A 16,723-nucleotide genomic window follows, 5' to 3' on the forward strand; every position below is an offset into this window, starting at 1 on the left:
CGCACGGGCGGGCGCGGTGCGCTGACACCGCGCGCGGGCCCGGCACGTGCCGAAGAAACCCTCCCCCCGAATCGAGAACGTGAGATGCGCAAGATACTCGTCGTCGGGGCCGGCCAGTCCGGTCTCCAACTCGCCCTCGGCCTCCAGGCGAAGGGGTACGAGATCACCCTCATGTCCAACCGGACCCCCGACGAGATCCGCACCGGACGGGTCATGTCGACGCAGTGCATGTTCGACACGGCGCTCCAGCACGAACGGGACCTCCAGCTGAACTTCTGGGAGAGGCAGGCCCCGAAGATCCAGGGCCTGGGCGTCTCCGTCGCCGCCCCCGACGGCTCCCGCGCCATCGACTGGCTCGGCCGCCTCAAGGGACACGCGCAGTCCGTCGACCAGCGCGTGAAGATGGCCGGCTGGCTGGACACCTTCACCCAGCGCGGCGGACAGCTGGTCATCCACGGCGCGTCCGTCGCCGACCTGGACTTCTTCTCCCGTACGTACGACCTCGTCCTCGTCGCCGCCGGCAAGGGCGAGCTCGTGTCGATGTTCGGCCGGGACGCCGCGCGCTCCCCCTACGACGCCCCGCAGCGCGCCCTCGCCGTCGCGTACGTCCACGGCCTCGGACCGCGCCGCGAGCACCTGGAGACCGAGGCCGTGCGCTGCAACCTGGTCCCGGGCGTCGGCGAACTGTTCGTCATGCCGACCCTGACCACCTCGGGGCGCGCCGACATCCTGTTCTGGGAGGGCGTGCCGGGCGGACCCCTGGACGTCTTCAAGGGGGTCAACGACCCGGCCGAGCACCTGGCGCTCACGCTGGAGCTCATGGAGAAGTTCACGCCGTGGGAGTACGCGCGGGCGACCAAGGTGGAGCTGACGGACGCGGGCGGCACGCTCTCCGGCCGGTACGCGCCCGTCGTCCGCAACCCCATCGGCCGCCTCCCCGGCGGCGGCCTGGTCCTGGGCGTCGCGGACGTGGTCGTCGCGAACGACCCGATCACCGGGCAGGGCTCGAACTCGGCCGCCAAGTGCGCGGCCTCGTACCTCTCCTCGATCCTCATGCACGGCGACAAGCCGTTCGACGAGGCGTGGATGAAGGCGACCTTCGACAAGTACTGGTTCACCACCGGCAAGCCGGTGACCCAGTGGACCAACGCCATGCTGGGCGTCCCCCCGGAGCACGTGCTGAACCTGATCGGCGCGGCCGGGCAGCTCCAGCCGGTGGCGGACCGGTTCGCCAACGGCTTCGACAACCCGGCCGACTTCGACGCGTACTTCTACGACCCCGAGGACACGGCCGACTACCTGGCGGAGGTCTCCGCCTCCGCCGCCGGTCCTTCCTCCGCCGAGTAGCCCGTGTCGTCCCCCGCCGTCGCCGCCTCCGGGAGCGGCGGCGGGGTGAACTCCTCCAGCGGCGTCCCCTCGGGGTCCGGGCGGACCGCCCCGAGCAGCGGGTTGGCGGCGATCGGCGACACCTTCACGGCGGCCCCCGGACGGGGTGCCTGGATCACCTTGCCGTCCCCGAGGTACAGGGCCACATGGGTGGCCTTCGGGAAGTAGACCACCAGATCGCCCGGGCGCAGCCGGTCCAGCGGCACCCGGGTCAGCCGCGCCCACTGCTCCTGACTGGTCCGGGGGATGGACCGCCCGGCATGCTCCCAGGCCCGCGAGGTCAGCCCCGAGCAGTCGAAGGAGGCCGGCCCCTCCGCGCCCCACACGTACGGTTTGCCGATCTGCGCCGCCGCGTACCGCAGGGCGGCCCCGCCGGCGGCGGTCGGCGTCCCCGTACGGGCGGGCAGCCGGCCCGAGTCCAGCAGAGAGCGCTGCGCCCCGGCGGTGACGGCCGCCTCGCGCGCCCCGAGCCCGGCCAGCTCCTCGGGGGTGAGCGCGGCCAGCAGCCGCTCCACCTCCTTGAGCCGGCCCGTGACCTCCCGCTGGGCCCGCTCCTGCTGCGCGGCGAGGGCCCGCTGCTCGTCGAGGGCCTTGCGGGCGGCTCCGGCGAGCGCTCCCGCCTGCTTGCGGTCCCGTTCCAGCCGCGCCACGACCGCCGCCCGCCGGGCACCCTCGCGGGCGGCGAGCCGTCGCTGGTCGACGGCCTGCTGGGGGTCCCCGGAGAGCAGCAGCCGCAGGTACGGGGAGAGGGCGCCGCCGTGGGCCCCCTGGTACTGCTCCCGGGCGAGCCGCCCGGCGGTGGCCCGCTCGGAGTCGAGGGCGGAACGGGCCCTGCCGAGGGCGGTGGTGAGACGTTCCTCCTCCGCCCGGCGGGCCTTGAGCGCCACGTCGGCGGCGTTGTAGGCCTCGCTGGCCTCCTCGGCCCTCTGGTACAGGCCCTGCAACCGGACGAGCAGCTCCCCGACCCCGCGGGCGGGCGCGGCTGCGGCCGCGGTGGCGGGCGCGGTGGCGGGCGCGGTGCGGGCTTGGGGGAGGGGACCTTCGGCGACGGCGGGTCCGGGGCGCGGTGCGGGCTCGGCGTGGACGGGGGGCGGGGAGCCAGCGGTGACGAAGACGGCGGCGAGACACACGGTCCGCAGTAGTCGTTTTGTCATGTAATCACCTCCGCCGCCCGATGCTGCCACGCGAACCCGCCCCCTCCCCCGAGCCCGACTGGCGGGTCGAGGCCGGTCACCCGGTTGGGCGGGGCGGGGTTCCGGGGGCGGGGGTTCTGCGGGGCGGTGTCACAGTCGGTTTGGGGGTTTCCCGTCAGTCCCATCGTCCTTCCGTGTCGGGCCGGTCCCTCAAGGGCGCTCCTTCGTCGCGTCGCTGCGCGATGGCCTCCGGCCACCCTTGACCGACCGTCCCGCCCCGGAAAGACAAGGACTGCCGAGAACCCCCCAAAGAAACGGGACGGTCCAGAGGGGAAGCACTCCCGTATCAGCGATGTGACGGGGTGGGGCGGGCCCTGACCGTGTCCTGCATGCGGGCCCCCAGAGACCCCCGGCCGTCCACCCGGACGCGTCAGATCGCTACGCGCTCCTGTCGGCATAGCGTCCGACGACCGTCCGGGGCTGATCCCTGCACGAAATGTCGATCAGAGCCCCATCGGGGAGCGGTGGGCGCGTCAGATCGCTACGCGCTCCTCCCGGCTTAGCGTCCGGCCGCCGTCCTGGGCTGGTACCTGCACCACATGTCGATCAGGGCAGCGGAGGAAGCGGGCGGACGCGTCAGGCGGACTGTCCGGGGCTGATGGTTTTCAGCACTGCAAATGGCCCTGGCACCTAGGCTGTTCGCTGTCGAGCTGCACAGAGAAGGGGCAAGGCCGTGTCCTCCGATGCACCCCCCGACCCGTACGACCACCCTGTCGCATTCGGGCAACGTGTTCAGATCTACCGCACTCGCCGAGGTATGACCCGTGAGCAGCTGGCCGGGCTCCTCGGCCATCATCCGTCGTGGGTCAAGAAAGTCGAGACGGGCGCCATGAGAATGCCGAGACTGCCCGAGGTCCTCGCCATCGGCCAGGCCCTCCGTGTCCGTCGCCTCAATGACCTGGTGGGCGACATCGGTACGGGGCAGAACACCGATCTCTTCCTCGGCCCCGGGCATGACCAGTTGCCTGCTGTCCGTGCCGCGCTCACCGCCTTTCCGGTCGGTGATGACCGGCAGGCCCCCTCCCAGGCGTTCCTGCGAGCGGCCCTGGACGCTGCCTGGGCGGCCCGGCACAAGGCGTCGAACCACCGGGCGGTCATCGGTGCCCTGCTGCCGGGACTGATCCGGGACACGCAACTCTCGGTGCGGCAGGCGGAGACCGCCGCCGAGCGCCGAAGTGCGCTGCGCCTCAAGGCGGAGACCTATTTCCTCGCCCAGTTCTTCGTCGCCTACCAGCCGGACCCCTCATTGCTCTGGCGGGTCACCGATCGCGGTATGAGTGCCGCGCAGGAATCCGAGGACCCCCACGCCATGGCCGTCGCTGCCTGGCTGTCCGTACAGGCGCACCGTGATTCCGGCCAGTACGACGAGGCGGACGACGTGGTCCAGCGGGCGCTGCGCCTACTGGAGCCGGGGCTGGCGGATGCGGCCGTGGAGGTCCGGGCGATGGTGGGCGCGCTGCGGGCGGAGGCCGGGTTGACTGCCGCGAGGCGCCGCGAGACCGGCGCCGCCTGGGGGTGGTGGGAGCGAGCGGACCGTGTGGCCGAGGGGCTTCCCCACGGTTATTTCCACCACGTGACGAGCTTCGGTCGCCCGGTGATGGGTGCACACGGGGTCAGCGTGGCGGTGGAACTGCGCACCGCCGGTGAGGCCGTACGGCAGGCCGCCGGTCCGGAGACGGCGGTGATCCCGTCCTTGCCGCGCCGGGCCCGCCACCGCATCGAGCAGGCGCGCGCCTACCACCTGGACGGACAGCCGGACGTGGCGCTCGCGACACTGGAACAGGCCCACGCCGTGGCTCCGGACACGACCCGGTACAACGGGTACGCACGGGCCATCGTGCTGGAGGAGACAGCCTCGCGGCTGCCCGAACGCCGGCAGCGAGCCAGTCGCCTGGCGGTGGACATCGGTCTGCTGGCCGCGTAGCGGGAAGGGGCCCGGACCGGGCCCCTCCTTTCCGGCATCCCTCCCTAACGTCGTGGTTCAGCGTCCTGACGACGGTAGGAGTGGCCCGTGAACCTGTGCAGCTGTACCCGCGACGAAGCCTCGGACACCCTTGTGGTGCGGGTGGAGGTCATGGCGGAACCCAGTACGGATCTCCTCGACCCGGCGTTGGCCGGCTGGGAGCGCTTCCTCGGCACCTTTGCGGGGGCGCGCGATGAGTGAGTGCTACGAGTACGTCCCCCACCGGCTCCTCCGTCAGCGCGTGCGCGACATTGCTTCAGGTGCCGAGGGCGTCCTGATGGCGGTGATCAACGAGAACGTCTCGAACACCGGGATCGAGCACTGGATGGAACTCGCTTACATCCATGGCGCCTCGGGACGTGAATTCACCACCGCCGTGGCCAACGTCCAGCCCGCTTATGACCAGCCCAGGACGGCCGCCGGACACTGGGCCGGGAGGAGCGCGTAGCGATCTGACGCGCCCACCGCTCCCGGATGGGGCTCTGATCGGCATTTCGTGCAGGTACCGGCCCAGGACGGTCGCCGGACGCTAAGCCATGGGGAGCGCGTAGCGATCTGGCGCGTGGGGGTGGACTGCCGAGGGTCTCTGAGGGGCCCGGATGCCCGGCGGACCGACGTCCGCCCACCTCGTCTCATCGCTGATGCGGGAGTGCTTCTCCTCTGGTCCGTCCCGTTTCTTTGGGGGGTTCTCGGCAGTCTTTCGGCTTTCCGGGGCGGGCTGGTCTGTCAAGGGTGGCCGAAGGCCATCGCGTAGCGACGCGACGAAGGAGCGCCCTTGAGGGACCGGCCCGACACGGAAGGACGATGGGACTGACGGGAAACCCCCAAACCAGCCCTGATACCGCCCCCTAGGCTTCCGTCCCCGTGCCCCCGCTGCCCAGCAGGAGGGCCTTCGCCCTGGTGAACTCGTCCCGCGTCAGGAGACCCTCCCGGGTCAGGTCGGCCAGCTGCGTCAGCTCCGCCACCAGGGCGCCGGCCGCCACCAGGCCGCCGACCGGCGGTGGGCCGGCTCCCGCCCCCACCCCGCCCGCTTCGGGTGCTTCCGCCGTGCCCGGCTGCTCCTCCGTCTCGGCGACCGGACCCGGACCCGGTGCCTCCCCCCAGGGCCGCCCGTCGCCCTCCCCGAACTCGTCCTCCTCCCCGAACCCCTCCACCATCGCCTCCCCGGTGTCCTCCGCCTGGGCCCACTCCGCCGCGCCCGCCGCCCGCCGCAGCAGCCCGCGCAGCAGCGGGCGGCCCGCCGGGCGGACCGCCGCCCTCACCGTCACGCCCACCGGCCGGATGAACATCACGCCACCCCCACCCGCTCCGCCGGGATGCGGACCGAGCCGACGATCCGCCCGCCCGCGGCCCGTACGGCGATCGCCGCGTCCTGGGCCCAGACGTGCTCGACCACCAGCAGCAGCGCGCTGCTGCCCCGGTCCAGGAGCTCCGCCGCCTCCTGCACGTCCTCCGGGCCGATCAGCCGGGCCACGTCACGGCCGGCCAGGATGCCCCGCAGCTCCACGAACTCGTCGAACTCCGCCGCCAGGACCTCCCCCGACGCCGTCTTCGTCGTGACGAGCCCGTCGATCAGCCGGACCACCCCGGTCTTCCGCAGCCCCATCACGGCCTCGACCGCCGGGACCCGCAGCTGTTCCTCCGGGAAGGCGAGGACGATGAACTCCACTGGTCCCATGCGCCGGGGCTCCTCACTCCTGTCGCTGCTGACCGTTTCTGACGACTCTTCGGCACCCTATGACATAAGCGGACATACCAGCCGCGACCTTGCTACGTTTCCCCGTATGACCGCTCTGACGGCGAAGGTGACGGAGCCCGCTCCGTCCCCGCCCCCCGACGGCCGTGCCGCCAAGCGGCGCGGCATCGAGCTGGCGCTCCTCGCGGGCGCGGTCCTGATCTCCGTACTGGGCCACCTCTACGTGGGCCTCGCGGCCGACGGCGCGCCCGGCCGGGCGGGGGCCGCCCACCCCGACGCCCCCTACCCCGCCGCCCCCTACGCCGCCGGGCTCGGGGGCGCCGCGCTGCTCGCCCACCTCGCCGTCCGGTTCAGGGCCCCGTACGCCGATCCGCTGCTCCTCCCGATCGCGGTCCTGCTCAACGGGCTCGGCCTGGTCCTCATCCAGCGCCTCGACCTCGCCACCCCCGGGGAGCCCGGGGCGGAGGACCAGCTGCGGTGGTCGGCGCTCGGGGTGGTGCTCTTCGTCCTCGTGCTCGCCCTGCTGCGCGACCACAGGGTGCTGCAGCGGTACGCCTACCTGTCCGTGACCGCCGCTCTCGTGCTGATGCTCGTCCCCGTCTTCTTCCCGGCCGTCAACGGCGCCCACATCTGGATCCGTTTCGCGGGGCTGTCCTTCCAGCCCGGGGAGTTCGCCAAGATCCTGCTGGCCCTCTTCTTCGCCGCCTATCTGGCCGCGAACCGCACCGCCCTGGCCCTCACCGGCCGCCGGCTCTTCTGGAAGCTGCGGCTCCTGCCCGGCCGGGTGCTCGGGCCGATCCTCGCGATCTGGCTGCTCAGCGTCGGGGTGCTCGTCCTGGAGCGTGACCTCGGGACCTCTCTGCTCTTCTTCGGGCTCTTCGTGATCATGCTGTTCACCGCCACCGGGCGGATCGGCTGGATCGCCATCGGGCTGCTGCTCGCCGCCCTCGGGGCGTACGCCGTCGGGACCTTCGAGCCGCACGTGCACAGCCGCGTGGACGACTGGCTGAATCCTTTCGCCTCCATCGAGCGCGGCGACGGCCCCGGCCAGCTCGCCCAGTCCCTCTTCGCCTTCGCCGCAGGCGGCCTGCTCGGCGCCGGGCTCGGGCACGGCCAGTCCTTCCTCATCGGCTTCGCCGCCAAGTCGGACTTCGTGCTCGCCACCGCCGGGGAGGAGCTCGGCCTCGTCGGCCTCACCGCCATCCTGCTCCTCTACGGGCTCCTCGTGTCCCGGGGGTTCCGGGCCGGGCTCGCGCTGCGCGACCCCTTCGGGCGGCTGCTCGCCACCGGGCTCGCCTCGATCGTCGCCCTCCAGGTGTTCGTCATCGCGGGCGGCGTCACCGGCCTGATCCCGCTCACCGGCATGGCCATGCCCTTCCTGGCGCAGGGAGGCTCCTCCGTGGTCACCAACTGGATCATCGTCGCCCTGCTGGTCCGGCTCAGCGACAACGCCCGCCGACCCGGACCCGGACCCGGCCCGGGACCGGGCCCCGGACCCGGCCCGGAACCGGGGGAGGCCCCCGCGTGATCCGCTACATCCGCTGGTGCGCGTACTTCTGCGCCCTGCTGCTCGCCGCCCTGCTGGCCAACGTCGCCCGCGTCCAGGTGTGGGAGTCCGCCGCCTACGGGGCGAACCCGGCCAACAAGCGCCCCGCCATCGCGCGCTACGCCGAACCGCGCGGCGACATCCTGGTCGACGGCAAGCCCGTCACCGGCTCCCGCGACAGCGGCCAGCTGCTGCGCTACGAACGCACCTACACCGACGGCCCGCTCTACGCGCCCGTCACCGGATTCTCCTCCCAGACGTACGGGACGAGCTTCGTCGAGCGGGCCGAGGACGCCGTCCTCTCCGGCACCGACCCGGGGCTGTCCGCCTTCCCCCTCTGGTACGACCTCTCGCGCGGCCGCCCCGGCGGCGGCAACGCCGAGACCACCCTGCGCGCCGCCGTGCAGCAGGCCGCGTACCGGGGGCTCGGGGGCAAGCGGGGCGCGGTGGCCGCCGTCGAGCCGGCCACCGGCAGGATCCTGGCCCTGGTCAGCAGCCCCTCGTACGACCCCGGCCTGCTCTCCGGCACCGGTACGCGGGTCAAGGCGGCCTGGGCGCGGCTGAACGCGGACCCCGCGAGGCCGATGCTCAACCGGGCGCTGCGCGAGACCTACCCGCCCGGATCCACCTTCAAGATCGTGACGGCCGCCGCCGCCCTCGACGCGGGCGTGGTCACCGATGTGGACGCACCCACCCGCACCCCCGACCCGTACCGGCTGCCCGGCACCAGCACCGTGCTGCCGAACGCGGCCACCGGCTGCGCGGAGGCCTCGATGGCGGAGGCCGTGCAGTGGTCCTGCAACACGGTGATGGCCGACATCGGCGTGCGGGTGGGGCTGCGCGGCATGGCGGAGGCGGCCGCCCGCTTCGGGTTCAACGACGAGGGGATGCGGGTGCCGTCGTGGGTGTCCCGGTCCAACTTCGACACCGACATGAGCCCGGACCAGCTGGCGCTCTCCTCGATCGGGCAGTTCAACACCCGGGCCACCCCGCTCCAGATGGCGATGGTCGCGGCGGCCGTCGCCAACGGCGGCGAGCTGCGGACCCCGTACCTGGTGGACCGCACGACCCGGGACGACGGCTCCCCGCTGCGGCGCGCCGACCAGCGCACCCTGGGACGGGCGATGAGCCCGGCCACGGCGCTGCGCATGCAGGAGCTGATGGTGAAGGTGGTGGAGGACGGCACCGGGCGCAACGCGGCGATCCCCGGCGCCCGGGTCGGCGGCAAGACCGGCACCGCCCAGCACGGCGTCGGCAACGCCGGCACCCCGTACGCCTGGTTCATCGCCTGGGCCCGCGCGGAGGACGAACCGCAGCCGGCGGTGGCGGTGGCGGTCGTGGTCGAGGACGCCTCGGCGGTGCGCGGGGACATCAGCGGCAACGGCGCGGCGGCCCCGATCGCCCGGGCGGTGATGGAGGCGGCACTGGCGGAACACTGACGCGCGAGGGTCCGAAGGCGCCGGGGAGGTCCCCCAGCCGGCCCGGCCGCCCTCAGGCCGGGGCGGCGCCCTCCTGGATGGCCGCCTCGACCTCCGCCACCCGCGCCCGCTCCTCCGCCGCGAAGCGCTCGCGGTCCAGGGTCTCGGCGATCTCCTCGTCCTGGGTCATCAGCAGGTCGAGGTTGGAGTCGCCCATCTCGAAGACTCCCATCTCCAGGTACGCCTTCTGCAGCCGGTCCCCCCAGAGCCCGATGTCCTTGACGCAGGGCACGATCCGGCTGAACAGCAGCTTCCGGAACAAGTGCAGGAACTCCGACTGCTCGGTGTACTCCACCGCCTCCCGCCGGGGGACGCCGAAGTTCTCCAGCACCTCCACCCCGCGCAGCCGGTCGCGCATCAGGTAGCAGCCCTCGATCACGAACTCCTCGCGCTCGCGCAGCTCGGCATCGGTCAGCTGCCTGTAGTAGTCGCGCAGGGCCATCCGCCCGAAGGCCACGTGGCGGGCCTCGTCCTGCATCACGTACGCGAGGATCTGCTTGGGCAGCGGCTTGTCCGTCGTGTCGCGGATCATTCCGAAGGCGGCGAGCGCCAGCCCCTCGATGAGCACCTGCATGCCCAGGTAGGGCATGTCCCAGCGGGAGTCGCGCAGGGTGTCGCCGAGCAGCCCCTGGAGGCTGTCGTTGATCGGGTAGAGCATCCCGACCTTCTCGTGCAGGAAACGCCCGAAGATCTCCGCGTGACGGGCCTCGTCCATGGTCTGGGTCGCGGAGTAGAACTTCGCGTCCAGGTCCGGGACCGACTCCACGATGCGCGCCGCGCACACCATCGCACCCTGCTCACCGTGCAGGAACTGGCTGAAGTTCCAGGCGCTGTAGTGCCGTCGCAGCTCGCCCTTGTCCCGTTCGGTCATCCCGGCCCAGTGGCGGGTCCCGTGCAGCGTCAGCATCTCGTCGGGCGTGCCGAGGGGGTCGTACGGGTCCACCTCGATGTCCCAGTCGATGCGTTTGGCGCCGTCCCACTGCTTGTCCTTGCCCTTCTGGTACAGGGCGAGGAGGCGGTCGCGGCCCCCGTCGTACTCCCAGCTGAAGCGGGCCGCACCGGAGGCGGGGACCGGCCAGACGCTCTCGTGCGGGGCCTGGGTGTAGAACTCGTGCGTCGACACGGATGCCTCCTCGTCTCGCGTACTGCCGCGCGTGGGCGGACAGTTGGCAGCGTCACACGTTGGTAGACGCGGGGTCAACAAGTCGTGCGCGAGGGATTGACGACCTTGCTGACAAGCAGTCTCATAAGAGGTGACCGCAGGTAACCCGACCGACCGCGAGGGACCCGGAGCCATGACGACCGTGACGGAACGAGCCGCGCTGAGGGACGCCCTCGGCCTCCTCAAGGACCGCGAGCAGATCGCCGAACGACTCCTCGAGTCCTCCGCCAAGCACTCCTTCGACCCCGACCGGGAACTCGACTGGGACGCCCCGCCGATCGACGGCACGTACTACTGGCCGCCCGAGCTGCTCTCCCTCTACGACACCCCGATGTGGAAGAAGATGGGCGAGGAGCAGCGCATCGACCTCTCCCGCCACGAAGCGGCGTCCCTCGCCTCCCTCGGCATCTGGTTCGAGATCATCCTCATGCAGCTCCTGGTCCGGCACATCTACGACAAGCCGCTGACCAGCAACCACGTCCGGTACGCCCTCACCGAGATCGCCGACGAGTGCCGCCACTCGATGATGTTCGCCCGCATGATCCAGAAGGCCGGAGCGCCCGACTATCCCGTCACCCGGCTCAACCACAACCTCGCCCGCATCCTCAAGACGGTCTCCACCACCCCCGGTTCCTTCGCCTGCACCCTGCTCGGCGAGGAGATCCTCGACTGGATGCAGCGCCTGACCTTCCCGGACGAGCGCATCCAGCCCCTGGTCCGCGGAGTGACCCGGATCCACGTCATCGAGGAGGCCCGGCACGTCCGCTACGCCCGCGAGGAACTGCGCCGCCAGATGCTGACCGCCCCGCGCTGGGAGCGGGAACTCACCCGCATCAGCTGCGGCGAGGCCGCCCGCGTCTTCTCCGTGGCCTTCGTCAACCCGGCCGTCTACGAGAACGTGGGCCTCGACCGGCGCGAAGCCGTCGCCCAGGTCAAGGCCAGCGGCCACCGCCGCGAGGTGATGCAGACCGGCGCGAAGCGGCTCACCGACTTCCTCGACGACATCGGCGTGCTGCGCGGCGTCGGCCGCAGGCTCTGGCGCAGCTCGGGCCTCCTCGCGTAGGAGGGTCGTCTACGCTGCGGGCATGACCGTACGGGCCTACCGCAGACTGAGCGTCGAGGAGCGGCGAGCCCAGCTCCTCGACGCCGCGCTGTCGTTGTTCGCGCACCGTGCCCCGGAGGAGATCTCCCTCGACGACGTCGCGGAGGCCGCCGGCGTCTCGCGCCCGCTGGTCTACCGCTACTTCCCGGGCGGGAAACAGCAGTTGTACGAAGCCGCCCTGCGCTCGGCGGCCGACGTCCTCCAACTGTGCTTCGCGGAACCGCAGACCGGCCCGCTGACCCAGCGGCTCTCCCGGGTCCTGGACCGCTACCTGGCCTTCGTCGACGAGCACGACGCCGGCTTCGCCGCCCTCCTGCAGGGCGGCAGCGTCGTCGAGACCTCCCGCACCACGGCCACGGTGGACGGCATCCGCCGCGCGGCCGCCGACCAGATCCTCCTCCACCTGGACGTCCCCGCCCCGGGGCCCGGACCACGGCTGCGGATGATGGTGCGCACCTGGATCACGGCGGTCGAGGCGGCGTCCCTGATCTGGATCGACGAGGGGAAACAGCCGGAGGCCGCCACCCTCCGCGACTGGCTGGTGGACCAGTTCATCGCCCTCCTCACGGCCACGGCGGCCACCGACCCCGAGACGGCGTCCGCCGCCCGGGCCGCGCTCGCGCTGGAACCGCCGGAGGGCCCGGTGGGCGTCCTCGCCCGACGCGTCATCCCACTGGTCTCCGAGGCGGCCCACCTGCTGTGACACTGGTGGGGTGAGAAGCGAACCGACCCCCTTCGAGGGCGGGCCGATGGACGGCCGGGTCCTCCCGATCCTCGTCGGCCCGACGGGCCACCCGCCGAAGTGGTACGAGATCCCCGTCCCGGCCCCGGACGGCGGACCCCCGACGGTACTGCTCTACGAGCGGGTCCCGTCGGGGTACACGAAGCGGCTGGGACTCCAGAAGGGGTGGAAGTACACCTTCTCCCCGACGGGCCGGAAGCCCAAGCCGCGCTGGCCGTGGGGAAGGCCGGGGCGGGGCGGGGCCTCACGCTGAGGGCACGAGTGCCACCGGTCCGGGGCGTGGCCGTATGAGGCGAACCGGTGCGTCCGTCACCATGGGATACTCCCCGGAGAAACGTGCGGGCACCGCCTGGTGAACGGTAAAGGGGCGGGAGAGTGCCTGTGTGGAGAGCAGCGGTCAGGGCTGTGGCCGCGACGGCCGTCGTGATGGCGGGTGTGACCGGCTGCGGCGGTGGGGACGCTGGGGACCCCCGTCCGGATACGTCCGCAGCCTCGAAGGCGGCGGACCGGGACGAGGTCGACCGCGACGTCGAGGAGGCCACGGCCGAGGCAGGGATGATCGGGCTGTCTCCGTCGGTGGCCCCCGAGGTCAAGGGACCGTCCGGTACGCAGCTGGCACCGTGCACGACACTGTGGTCCGGCCGCCCCGACGCCCCGGTCGGCCAGGGAACCGGGGCCGGACCGTACGAGGCCGTCGTCAGGGCACTGGAGAAGCGGGGATGGCGGCGCGAGAGCCGCAGCGAGCGGGGCGAACTCGTTCTCGTCTCGCTCAAGAAGGGCGACTGGAGCATCCGTGGCAGCCTCAAGGAGACCGACCGCGTCGACGTGATCAACTTCGTGGGCGTGCACGCCCGATGCGCCCCCGGCCTGCCCGAGCTCCCCGAACTCCTGACCCTCCTTCTGGCGTAGCGGACGGCACTGCGGACCACCACCTCGCGGCTCCCCGCCGCATGGCCCTTGGGAACGCGCGGGAGGTCACCCCGCACTACCGGGGCATGGGGACGGTGGTGTGACGGGCTCGGGGACGCCGTGACGTTGCCTTCAAGGCGCCTCTACGGGCTCGTAGAGCACGTCGGTTCGGAGGATCGTTTTCGTTCCCTCGAGAAGCGGGGCCGAGTCGTGAAGCGTCCGATGCCAGAAGAGGAGGGCATCGCCCGGTTCGGGGCGGTGGGCGCTCAATATTTCCTCGGGCTCTGCGAGCCGCGGCCAGTCCGAGAAGTCGCGTTGCGCAAAGGGGAGGTCGTTCTGCTTGTCGGCGATGAACCGCGTTTCTCCGCCCACCGCCTCATACGCCAGGTAGACGACGACCGTCAGATGCGTTCGCATCCCATCGGGCGCGAAATAGGGCGAATCATAGTGCGGAACGAGGAATCCGCCCTGTTCGTAGGTGATGAAGCGCATGCGCGGATTGACGGCCGCCGGCCTCCAGACCCTTCCGTCTGAATCCGTCGGATCGTCCGGTCCTGCTTCAGACGACAGAAACGTCCGCAGCCTGCGGTAGAACTCTGCCGCCAAGGCTTCGGAGTCAGCCGTCGCACGGTAATAGCCGACCGGATCTCCCTCCGCGTAGTTGGCGGCAATGCCGTCCAGACCCACCGGCGCGAAGCGCTGAGCCGCGAGTTCGGCCGCGAATGCCGCGACTTCGGCAGGGCTGAGGAAATGGCGAATCACCCTGGCGTCGACATGTGGGATCTCCGACGCGGTCGGGGCCCATGAGTCATCGGCGGATATTCGGCTCAGCGTTGCTTCGGAGAGGTCGAAGGGATTCACCGGCATGGCGAACGTGGTCACTTTACCGTCCTGTGGTGATCGTCGAAGGGATTTCTTCGGCAGGAGAGAAGGCTCGCCGTCCGAGTTCACGCAGCGGTCACATCAGGCGTTGGGGTGCCCGCAGCCTTCGTGCCGTCTCTGCCCGGTGCTCGACGTCACAGCCGTGCGAGCGGTGGCGGACCGAGGCTCCTGGAGTCGATCCCCGCAGGGAGCGGGGGCCGCCGCGCGCTTATCGTCATGCTGACGAGATTAGACGGGAGGAACCTGCAAAGCAACCTGGGCGTCCCCCGCGTGGCGAACCTGACGGCAGGTCAAGGCTGCTCGAAGGACGCGGAGTCGGAGCGGACAGAGCCCTTGTCGCCGCAGCCGGATGGGCGAGGCGGAGCAGCAGGGCGCTGTGTGCGCGGAAACCCGGCCGAGATCCGCGCTGCACTCCCCGCAGCAAACTCCCCGGCGAACTTGGGGCCCAACGTCGACGGAATCCGCGTCGACGCCCGGGGAAGAGGAACCCCGCCCTGGAGGACCTTGATGCGTAGCGATCTGACGTGCCCACCGCCCCCGAAAGGGGCTCTGCTCGGCATTTCGTGCAGGTATCAGCCCCGGCCGGTCGCCGGACGCCATGCCGGGAGGAGCACGTAGCGATCTGACGCGCCCGGGTGGACCGCCGGGGGTCTCTGGGAGCCCGAATGCCCGGCAGGCCGACGCCCGCCCACCCCGCCTCATCGCTGATACGGAAGTCCTTCCCTCTGGACCGTCCCGTTTCTTTGGGGGGTTCTCGGCAGTCCTTGTCTTTCCGGGGCGGGACGGTCGGTCAAGGGTGGCCGAAGGCCATCACGCAGTGACGCGACGAAGGAGCGCCCTTGAGGGACCGGCCCGACACGGAAGGACGATGGGACTGACGGGAAACCCCCGAACCAGCCCTGACACCGCCCGAGGGGCTACCGCCCCCGAACCCCCGCCCCGCCGGAACAGCCCCCGCCCCGCCCCCCGCTCCGCCCGCGCCCCCGAAAAACGAAGATCAGCCGTCCGTGCGGCCGCGTCGCAGCATCGCGTAGCCCAGCCCGGCGGCGCCCACCGCCGCGATGCCGCCGCCTGCGGCGAGCAGCAGCACGCCCTCGCCGGGGCCGTCGGCCAGGGTGTTCAGGCGCAGGGCCTCGGCCGTACCCGGGGCGCCGGAGCGGTCCCGCGCGGCGGCGTCCACCGAGGCGGGTACGACCTGGCCACCGCCACCGCCACCGCCGCCGCCACCGCCGTGCGGGGTCCGGGTCCCGGTCTTGTGCCCGTCGCCGCCCACCGCGTGAGAGCCGTCTCCCCGGACGGTCTCGCCGACCCAGGAGGACAGCCGCCCGTCCGGACCCAGCGCGGCGTGCAGTTCACCGGCGGCACCGACCCCGGTGGCCCCGTCGCGGCTGGTCAGCGTCACGACCGTGGCTCCGGCGCGCAGGATCTCGGCCTGGTAGGCGTCCTTCGCGACGCGGTACACCTTCGCCGTCGACCGGCCGTCCGCGAGGGAGATGCTGCTGACGAGGGTCCGCTGCGCGCCGGAGGCGGCCGGTGCCGCGTCGGCGAGCGCTGCGGCGGCCGGCAGGGCCAGCAGCGCACCGGCGCAGGCGGTCACGGCGGTGGCGCGAACGATGGCACGGCGGCGGGCGGTGTCCACGGGGTTCCCTCGGTTGGTCAGCGTCTGGTGCTTCCGGACGGCTTCCGGACGGCACAAAAGTAGGCCCCGGCCGTTGCGGTAGGGCGATGGCCTTGTAACAGGAAGGCAGCAGGGACCCGACGGAGCTGTTACACAACCGAGGGATTGCCCGGGGCAGCGCCGCCTGCTCCCATGGAGGGCGGGGGTGAGGCCGATGCGCGGACTCAAGGTCCTTCCGAGCGGCAGGCCCGGCCGCGGCCGGCTCTACGTCAACCGGCCGGACGGCCAGGCGGTGGCCTGGTACGACCGGCAGGCCAACCGGATCAGCGTTCTGGCGGAGGACCAGCGCGAAGCGGTACTGGCCGCCCTGCGCCCGTACTTGACCCGTGGCTGGACCATCGGCCCGCCCCCCGTGCCGACCGCCGCGGAGCTGCGCTGCCTGAGCCTGCCGCCCGACGGGGACCTGGCCCCGAACCGGCCCGGCGAGACCCTGCTGGGCGAGCTGGCGTACGGCTCACCGGGCAGCCGCGCCCGGCTCCGCATGCGGCAGGAACTCCAGGCCCGGCAGCGTACGGGTGCGGAACTCGACCTGCTGGAGGCGACGGACTGGCGGGCCCTGCACGACGTCCCGGTGCCCGGGCTCGGGCTGCTGGACCACCTGCTCATCGGCCCGCCGGGCGTCCTGGCCGTGCGTACCGTCCCGGGCCGGCGCCAGCGCGTCCAGGTCGGGGACCTGCTGCTGACGGTGGGCCGCGCCGAGCCCCGGCCCGACCCCCGCTGGATCCGCCGGGCGGCGGCCTGCGCCGCCCGGGTGCTGGACGCTCCGGTGACCCCGGCCCTGGTCCTGGCGGACGCCTCCCGGGTGGTGGTGGCCCCGACGCAGCAGGACGTCCTCGTCCTCCAGCCCCCGACCCTGACGGCCGTGCTGCGGGCGGTGCCCGCGACCCTCAAGCCCCCGGAGGTCGAAGCCCTCTTCGCCCGCGCCCGCGCCCGCCCCGCGTGGGGCTGAGCAGGCCCCGCCGCCCCGCCGCGCCCCGCCGCTCGGC

At 72.2% G+C, this 16,723-nt stretch carries 17 protein-coding genes; 11 read left to right on the forward strand and 6 right to left on the reverse strand.

The window, feature by feature from the left end:
* Window positions 1-84 precede the first annotated feature (84 nt).
* Complete coding sequence (locus ACZ514_RS08035) at window positions 85-1,347, forward strand: styrene monooxygenase/indole monooxygenase family protein (RefSeq protein WP_469124353.1); 1,263 nt, start codon at window positions 85-87, stop codon at window positions 1,345-1,347.
* Here ACZ514_RS08035 and ACZ514_RS08040 read toward each other — a convergent pair.
* A complete protein-coding gene (locus tag ACZ514_RS08040; protein ID WP_469124354.1) occupies window positions 1,296-2,540 on the reverse strand; it encodes a C40 family peptidase in 1,245 nt (414 codons plus the stop codon). The two genes, ACZ514_RS08035 and ACZ514_RS08040, sit on opposite strands and share 52 nt — an antisense overlap.
* Before the next feature lie 712 nt (window positions 2,541-3,252).
* Between ACZ514_RS08040 and ACZ514_RS08045 the strand changes: the two genes are divergently transcribed.
* The 3 genes from ACZ514_RS08045 to ACZ514_RS08055 all read left to right on the forward strand — a co-directional run bounded on the left by ACZ514_RS08045 (window position 3,253) and on the right by ACZ514_RS08055 (window position 4,990).
* Window positions 3,253-4,503 carry a helix-turn-helix domain-containing protein gene (locus ACZ514_RS08045; RefSeq protein ID WP_469124355.1) on the forward strand — a complete coding sequence of 417 codons (1,251 nt, stop codon included), beginning with the start codon at window positions 3,253-3,255 and terminating at the stop codon, window positions 4,501-4,503.
* An 87-nt stretch (window positions 4,504-4,590) separates the two neighbouring features.
* Window positions 4,591-4,743 (forward strand): hypothetical protein, encoded by a 153-nt coding sequence (locus ACZ514_RS08050; protein WP_469124356.1) that lies wholly within the window; start codon window positions 4,591-4,593, stop codon window positions 4,741-4,743.
* On the forward strand, window positions 4,736-4,990 hold the full coding sequence (locus ACZ514_RS08055; protein ID WP_469124357.1) for a hypothetical protein: 255 nt from the start codon (window positions 4,736-4,738) through the stop codon (window positions 4,988-4,990). The genes ACZ514_RS08050 and ACZ514_RS08055 overlap by 8 nt, the downstream gene beginning before the upstream one ends.
* 400 nt (window positions 4,991-5,390) lie before the next feature.
* Here the strand turns inward: ACZ514_RS08055 and ACZ514_RS08060 are convergent, their stop codons facing one another.
* Window positions 5,391-5,831, reverse strand: a complete 441-nt coding sequence (locus ACZ514_RS08060; RefSeq protein ID WP_469124358.1) for a hypothetical protein — start codon at window positions 5,829-5,831, stop codon at window positions 5,391-5,393.
* Window positions 5,831-6,220 (reverse strand): DUF6325 family protein, encoded by a 390-nt coding sequence (locus tag ACZ514_RS08065; RefSeq protein ID WP_469124359.1) that lies wholly within the window; start codon window positions 6,218-6,220, stop codon window positions 5,831-5,833. Before ACZ514_RS08065 ends, ACZ514_RS08060 begins: the two co-directional genes overlap by 1 nt.
* 106 nt (window positions 6,221-6,326) lie before the next feature.
* On the opposite strand from ACZ514_RS08065, the gene ACZ514_RS08070 reads away from it, so the two are divergent.
* The gene (locus ACZ514_RS08070; protein WP_469124360.1) at window positions 6,327-7,766 is read left to right on the forward strand and encodes an FtsW/RodA/SpoVE family cell cycle protein; all 1,440 of its coding nucleotides are present in this window, start codon (window positions 6,327-6,329) and stop codon (window positions 7,764-7,766) included.
* Entirely contained in the window at window positions 7,763-9,223 is a 1,461-nt protein-coding gene (locus tag ACZ514_RS08075; protein WP_469124361.1) for a penicillin-binding transpeptidase domain-containing protein, read from the forward strand. The genes ACZ514_RS08070 and ACZ514_RS08075 overlap by 4 nt, the downstream gene beginning before the upstream one ends.
* Before the next feature lie 52 nt (window positions 9,224-9,275).
* Here the strand turns inward: ACZ514_RS08075 and ACZ514_RS08080 are convergent, their stop codons facing one another.
* A complete protein-coding gene (locus tag ACZ514_RS08080) occupies window positions 9,276-10,385 on the reverse strand; it encodes a ferritin-like domain-containing protein (RefSeq protein ID WP_469124362.1) in 1,110 nt (369 codons plus the stop codon).
* A 172-nt stretch (window positions 10,386-10,557) separates the two neighbouring features.
* Between ACZ514_RS08080 and ACZ514_RS08085 the strand changes: the two genes are divergently transcribed.
* From ACZ514_RS08085 to ACZ514_RS08100, 4 genes are all read left to right on the forward strand, one after another.
* Window positions 10,558-11,487, forward strand: a complete 930-nt coding sequence (locus tag ACZ514_RS08085) for an AurF N-oxygenase family protein (protein WP_468175889.1) — start codon at window positions 10,558-10,560, stop codon at window positions 11,485-11,487.
* Window positions 11,488-11,509: 22 nt separating this feature from the next.
* Window positions 11,510-12,229 (forward strand): TetR/AcrR family transcriptional regulator, encoded by a 720-nt coding sequence (locus ACZ514_RS08090; protein WP_468175886.1) that lies wholly within the window; start codon window positions 11,510-11,512, stop codon window positions 12,227-12,229.
* Window positions 12,230-12,239: 10 nt separating this feature from the next.
* Entirely contained in the window at window positions 12,240-12,521 is a 282-nt protein-coding gene (locus ACZ514_RS08095) for a hypothetical protein (RefSeq protein WP_468695975.1), read from the forward strand.
* A 152-nt stretch (window positions 12,522-12,673) separates the two neighbouring features.
* The gene (locus ACZ514_RS08100) at window positions 12,674-13,177 is read left to right on the forward strand and encodes a hypothetical protein (RefSeq protein ID WP_468175880.1); all 504 of its coding nucleotides are present in this window, start codon (window positions 12,674-12,676) and stop codon (window positions 13,175-13,177) included.
* A gap of 132 nt (window positions 13,178-13,309) precedes the next feature.
* Here ACZ514_RS08100 and ACZ514_RS08105 read toward each other — a convergent pair whose 3' ends face one another.
* The gene (locus tag ACZ514_RS08105; protein ID WP_469124363.1) at window positions 13,310-14,059 is read right to left on the reverse strand and encodes a 2OG-Fe(II) oxygenase; all 750 of its coding nucleotides are present in this window, start codon (window positions 14,057-14,059) and stop codon (window positions 13,310-13,312) included.
* Between the two features lie 997 nt (window positions 14,060-15,056).
* Entirely contained in the window at window positions 15,057-15,698 is a 642-nt protein-coding gene (locus ACZ514_RS08110) for a hypothetical protein (RefSeq protein WP_468695972.1), read from the reverse strand.
* A 193-nt stretch (window positions 15,699-15,891) separates the two neighbouring features.
* On the opposite strand from ACZ514_RS08110, the gene ACZ514_RS08115 reads away from it, so the two are divergent.
* On the forward strand, window positions 15,892-16,686 hold the full coding sequence (locus tag ACZ514_RS08115; RefSeq protein WP_468695970.1) for an NERD domain-containing protein: 795 nt from the start codon (window positions 15,892-15,894) through the stop codon (window positions 16,684-16,686).
* Window positions 16,687-16,723: the final 37 nt, after the last annotated feature.

The organism is Streptomyces sp. NPDC034086, assembly GCF_055575515.1.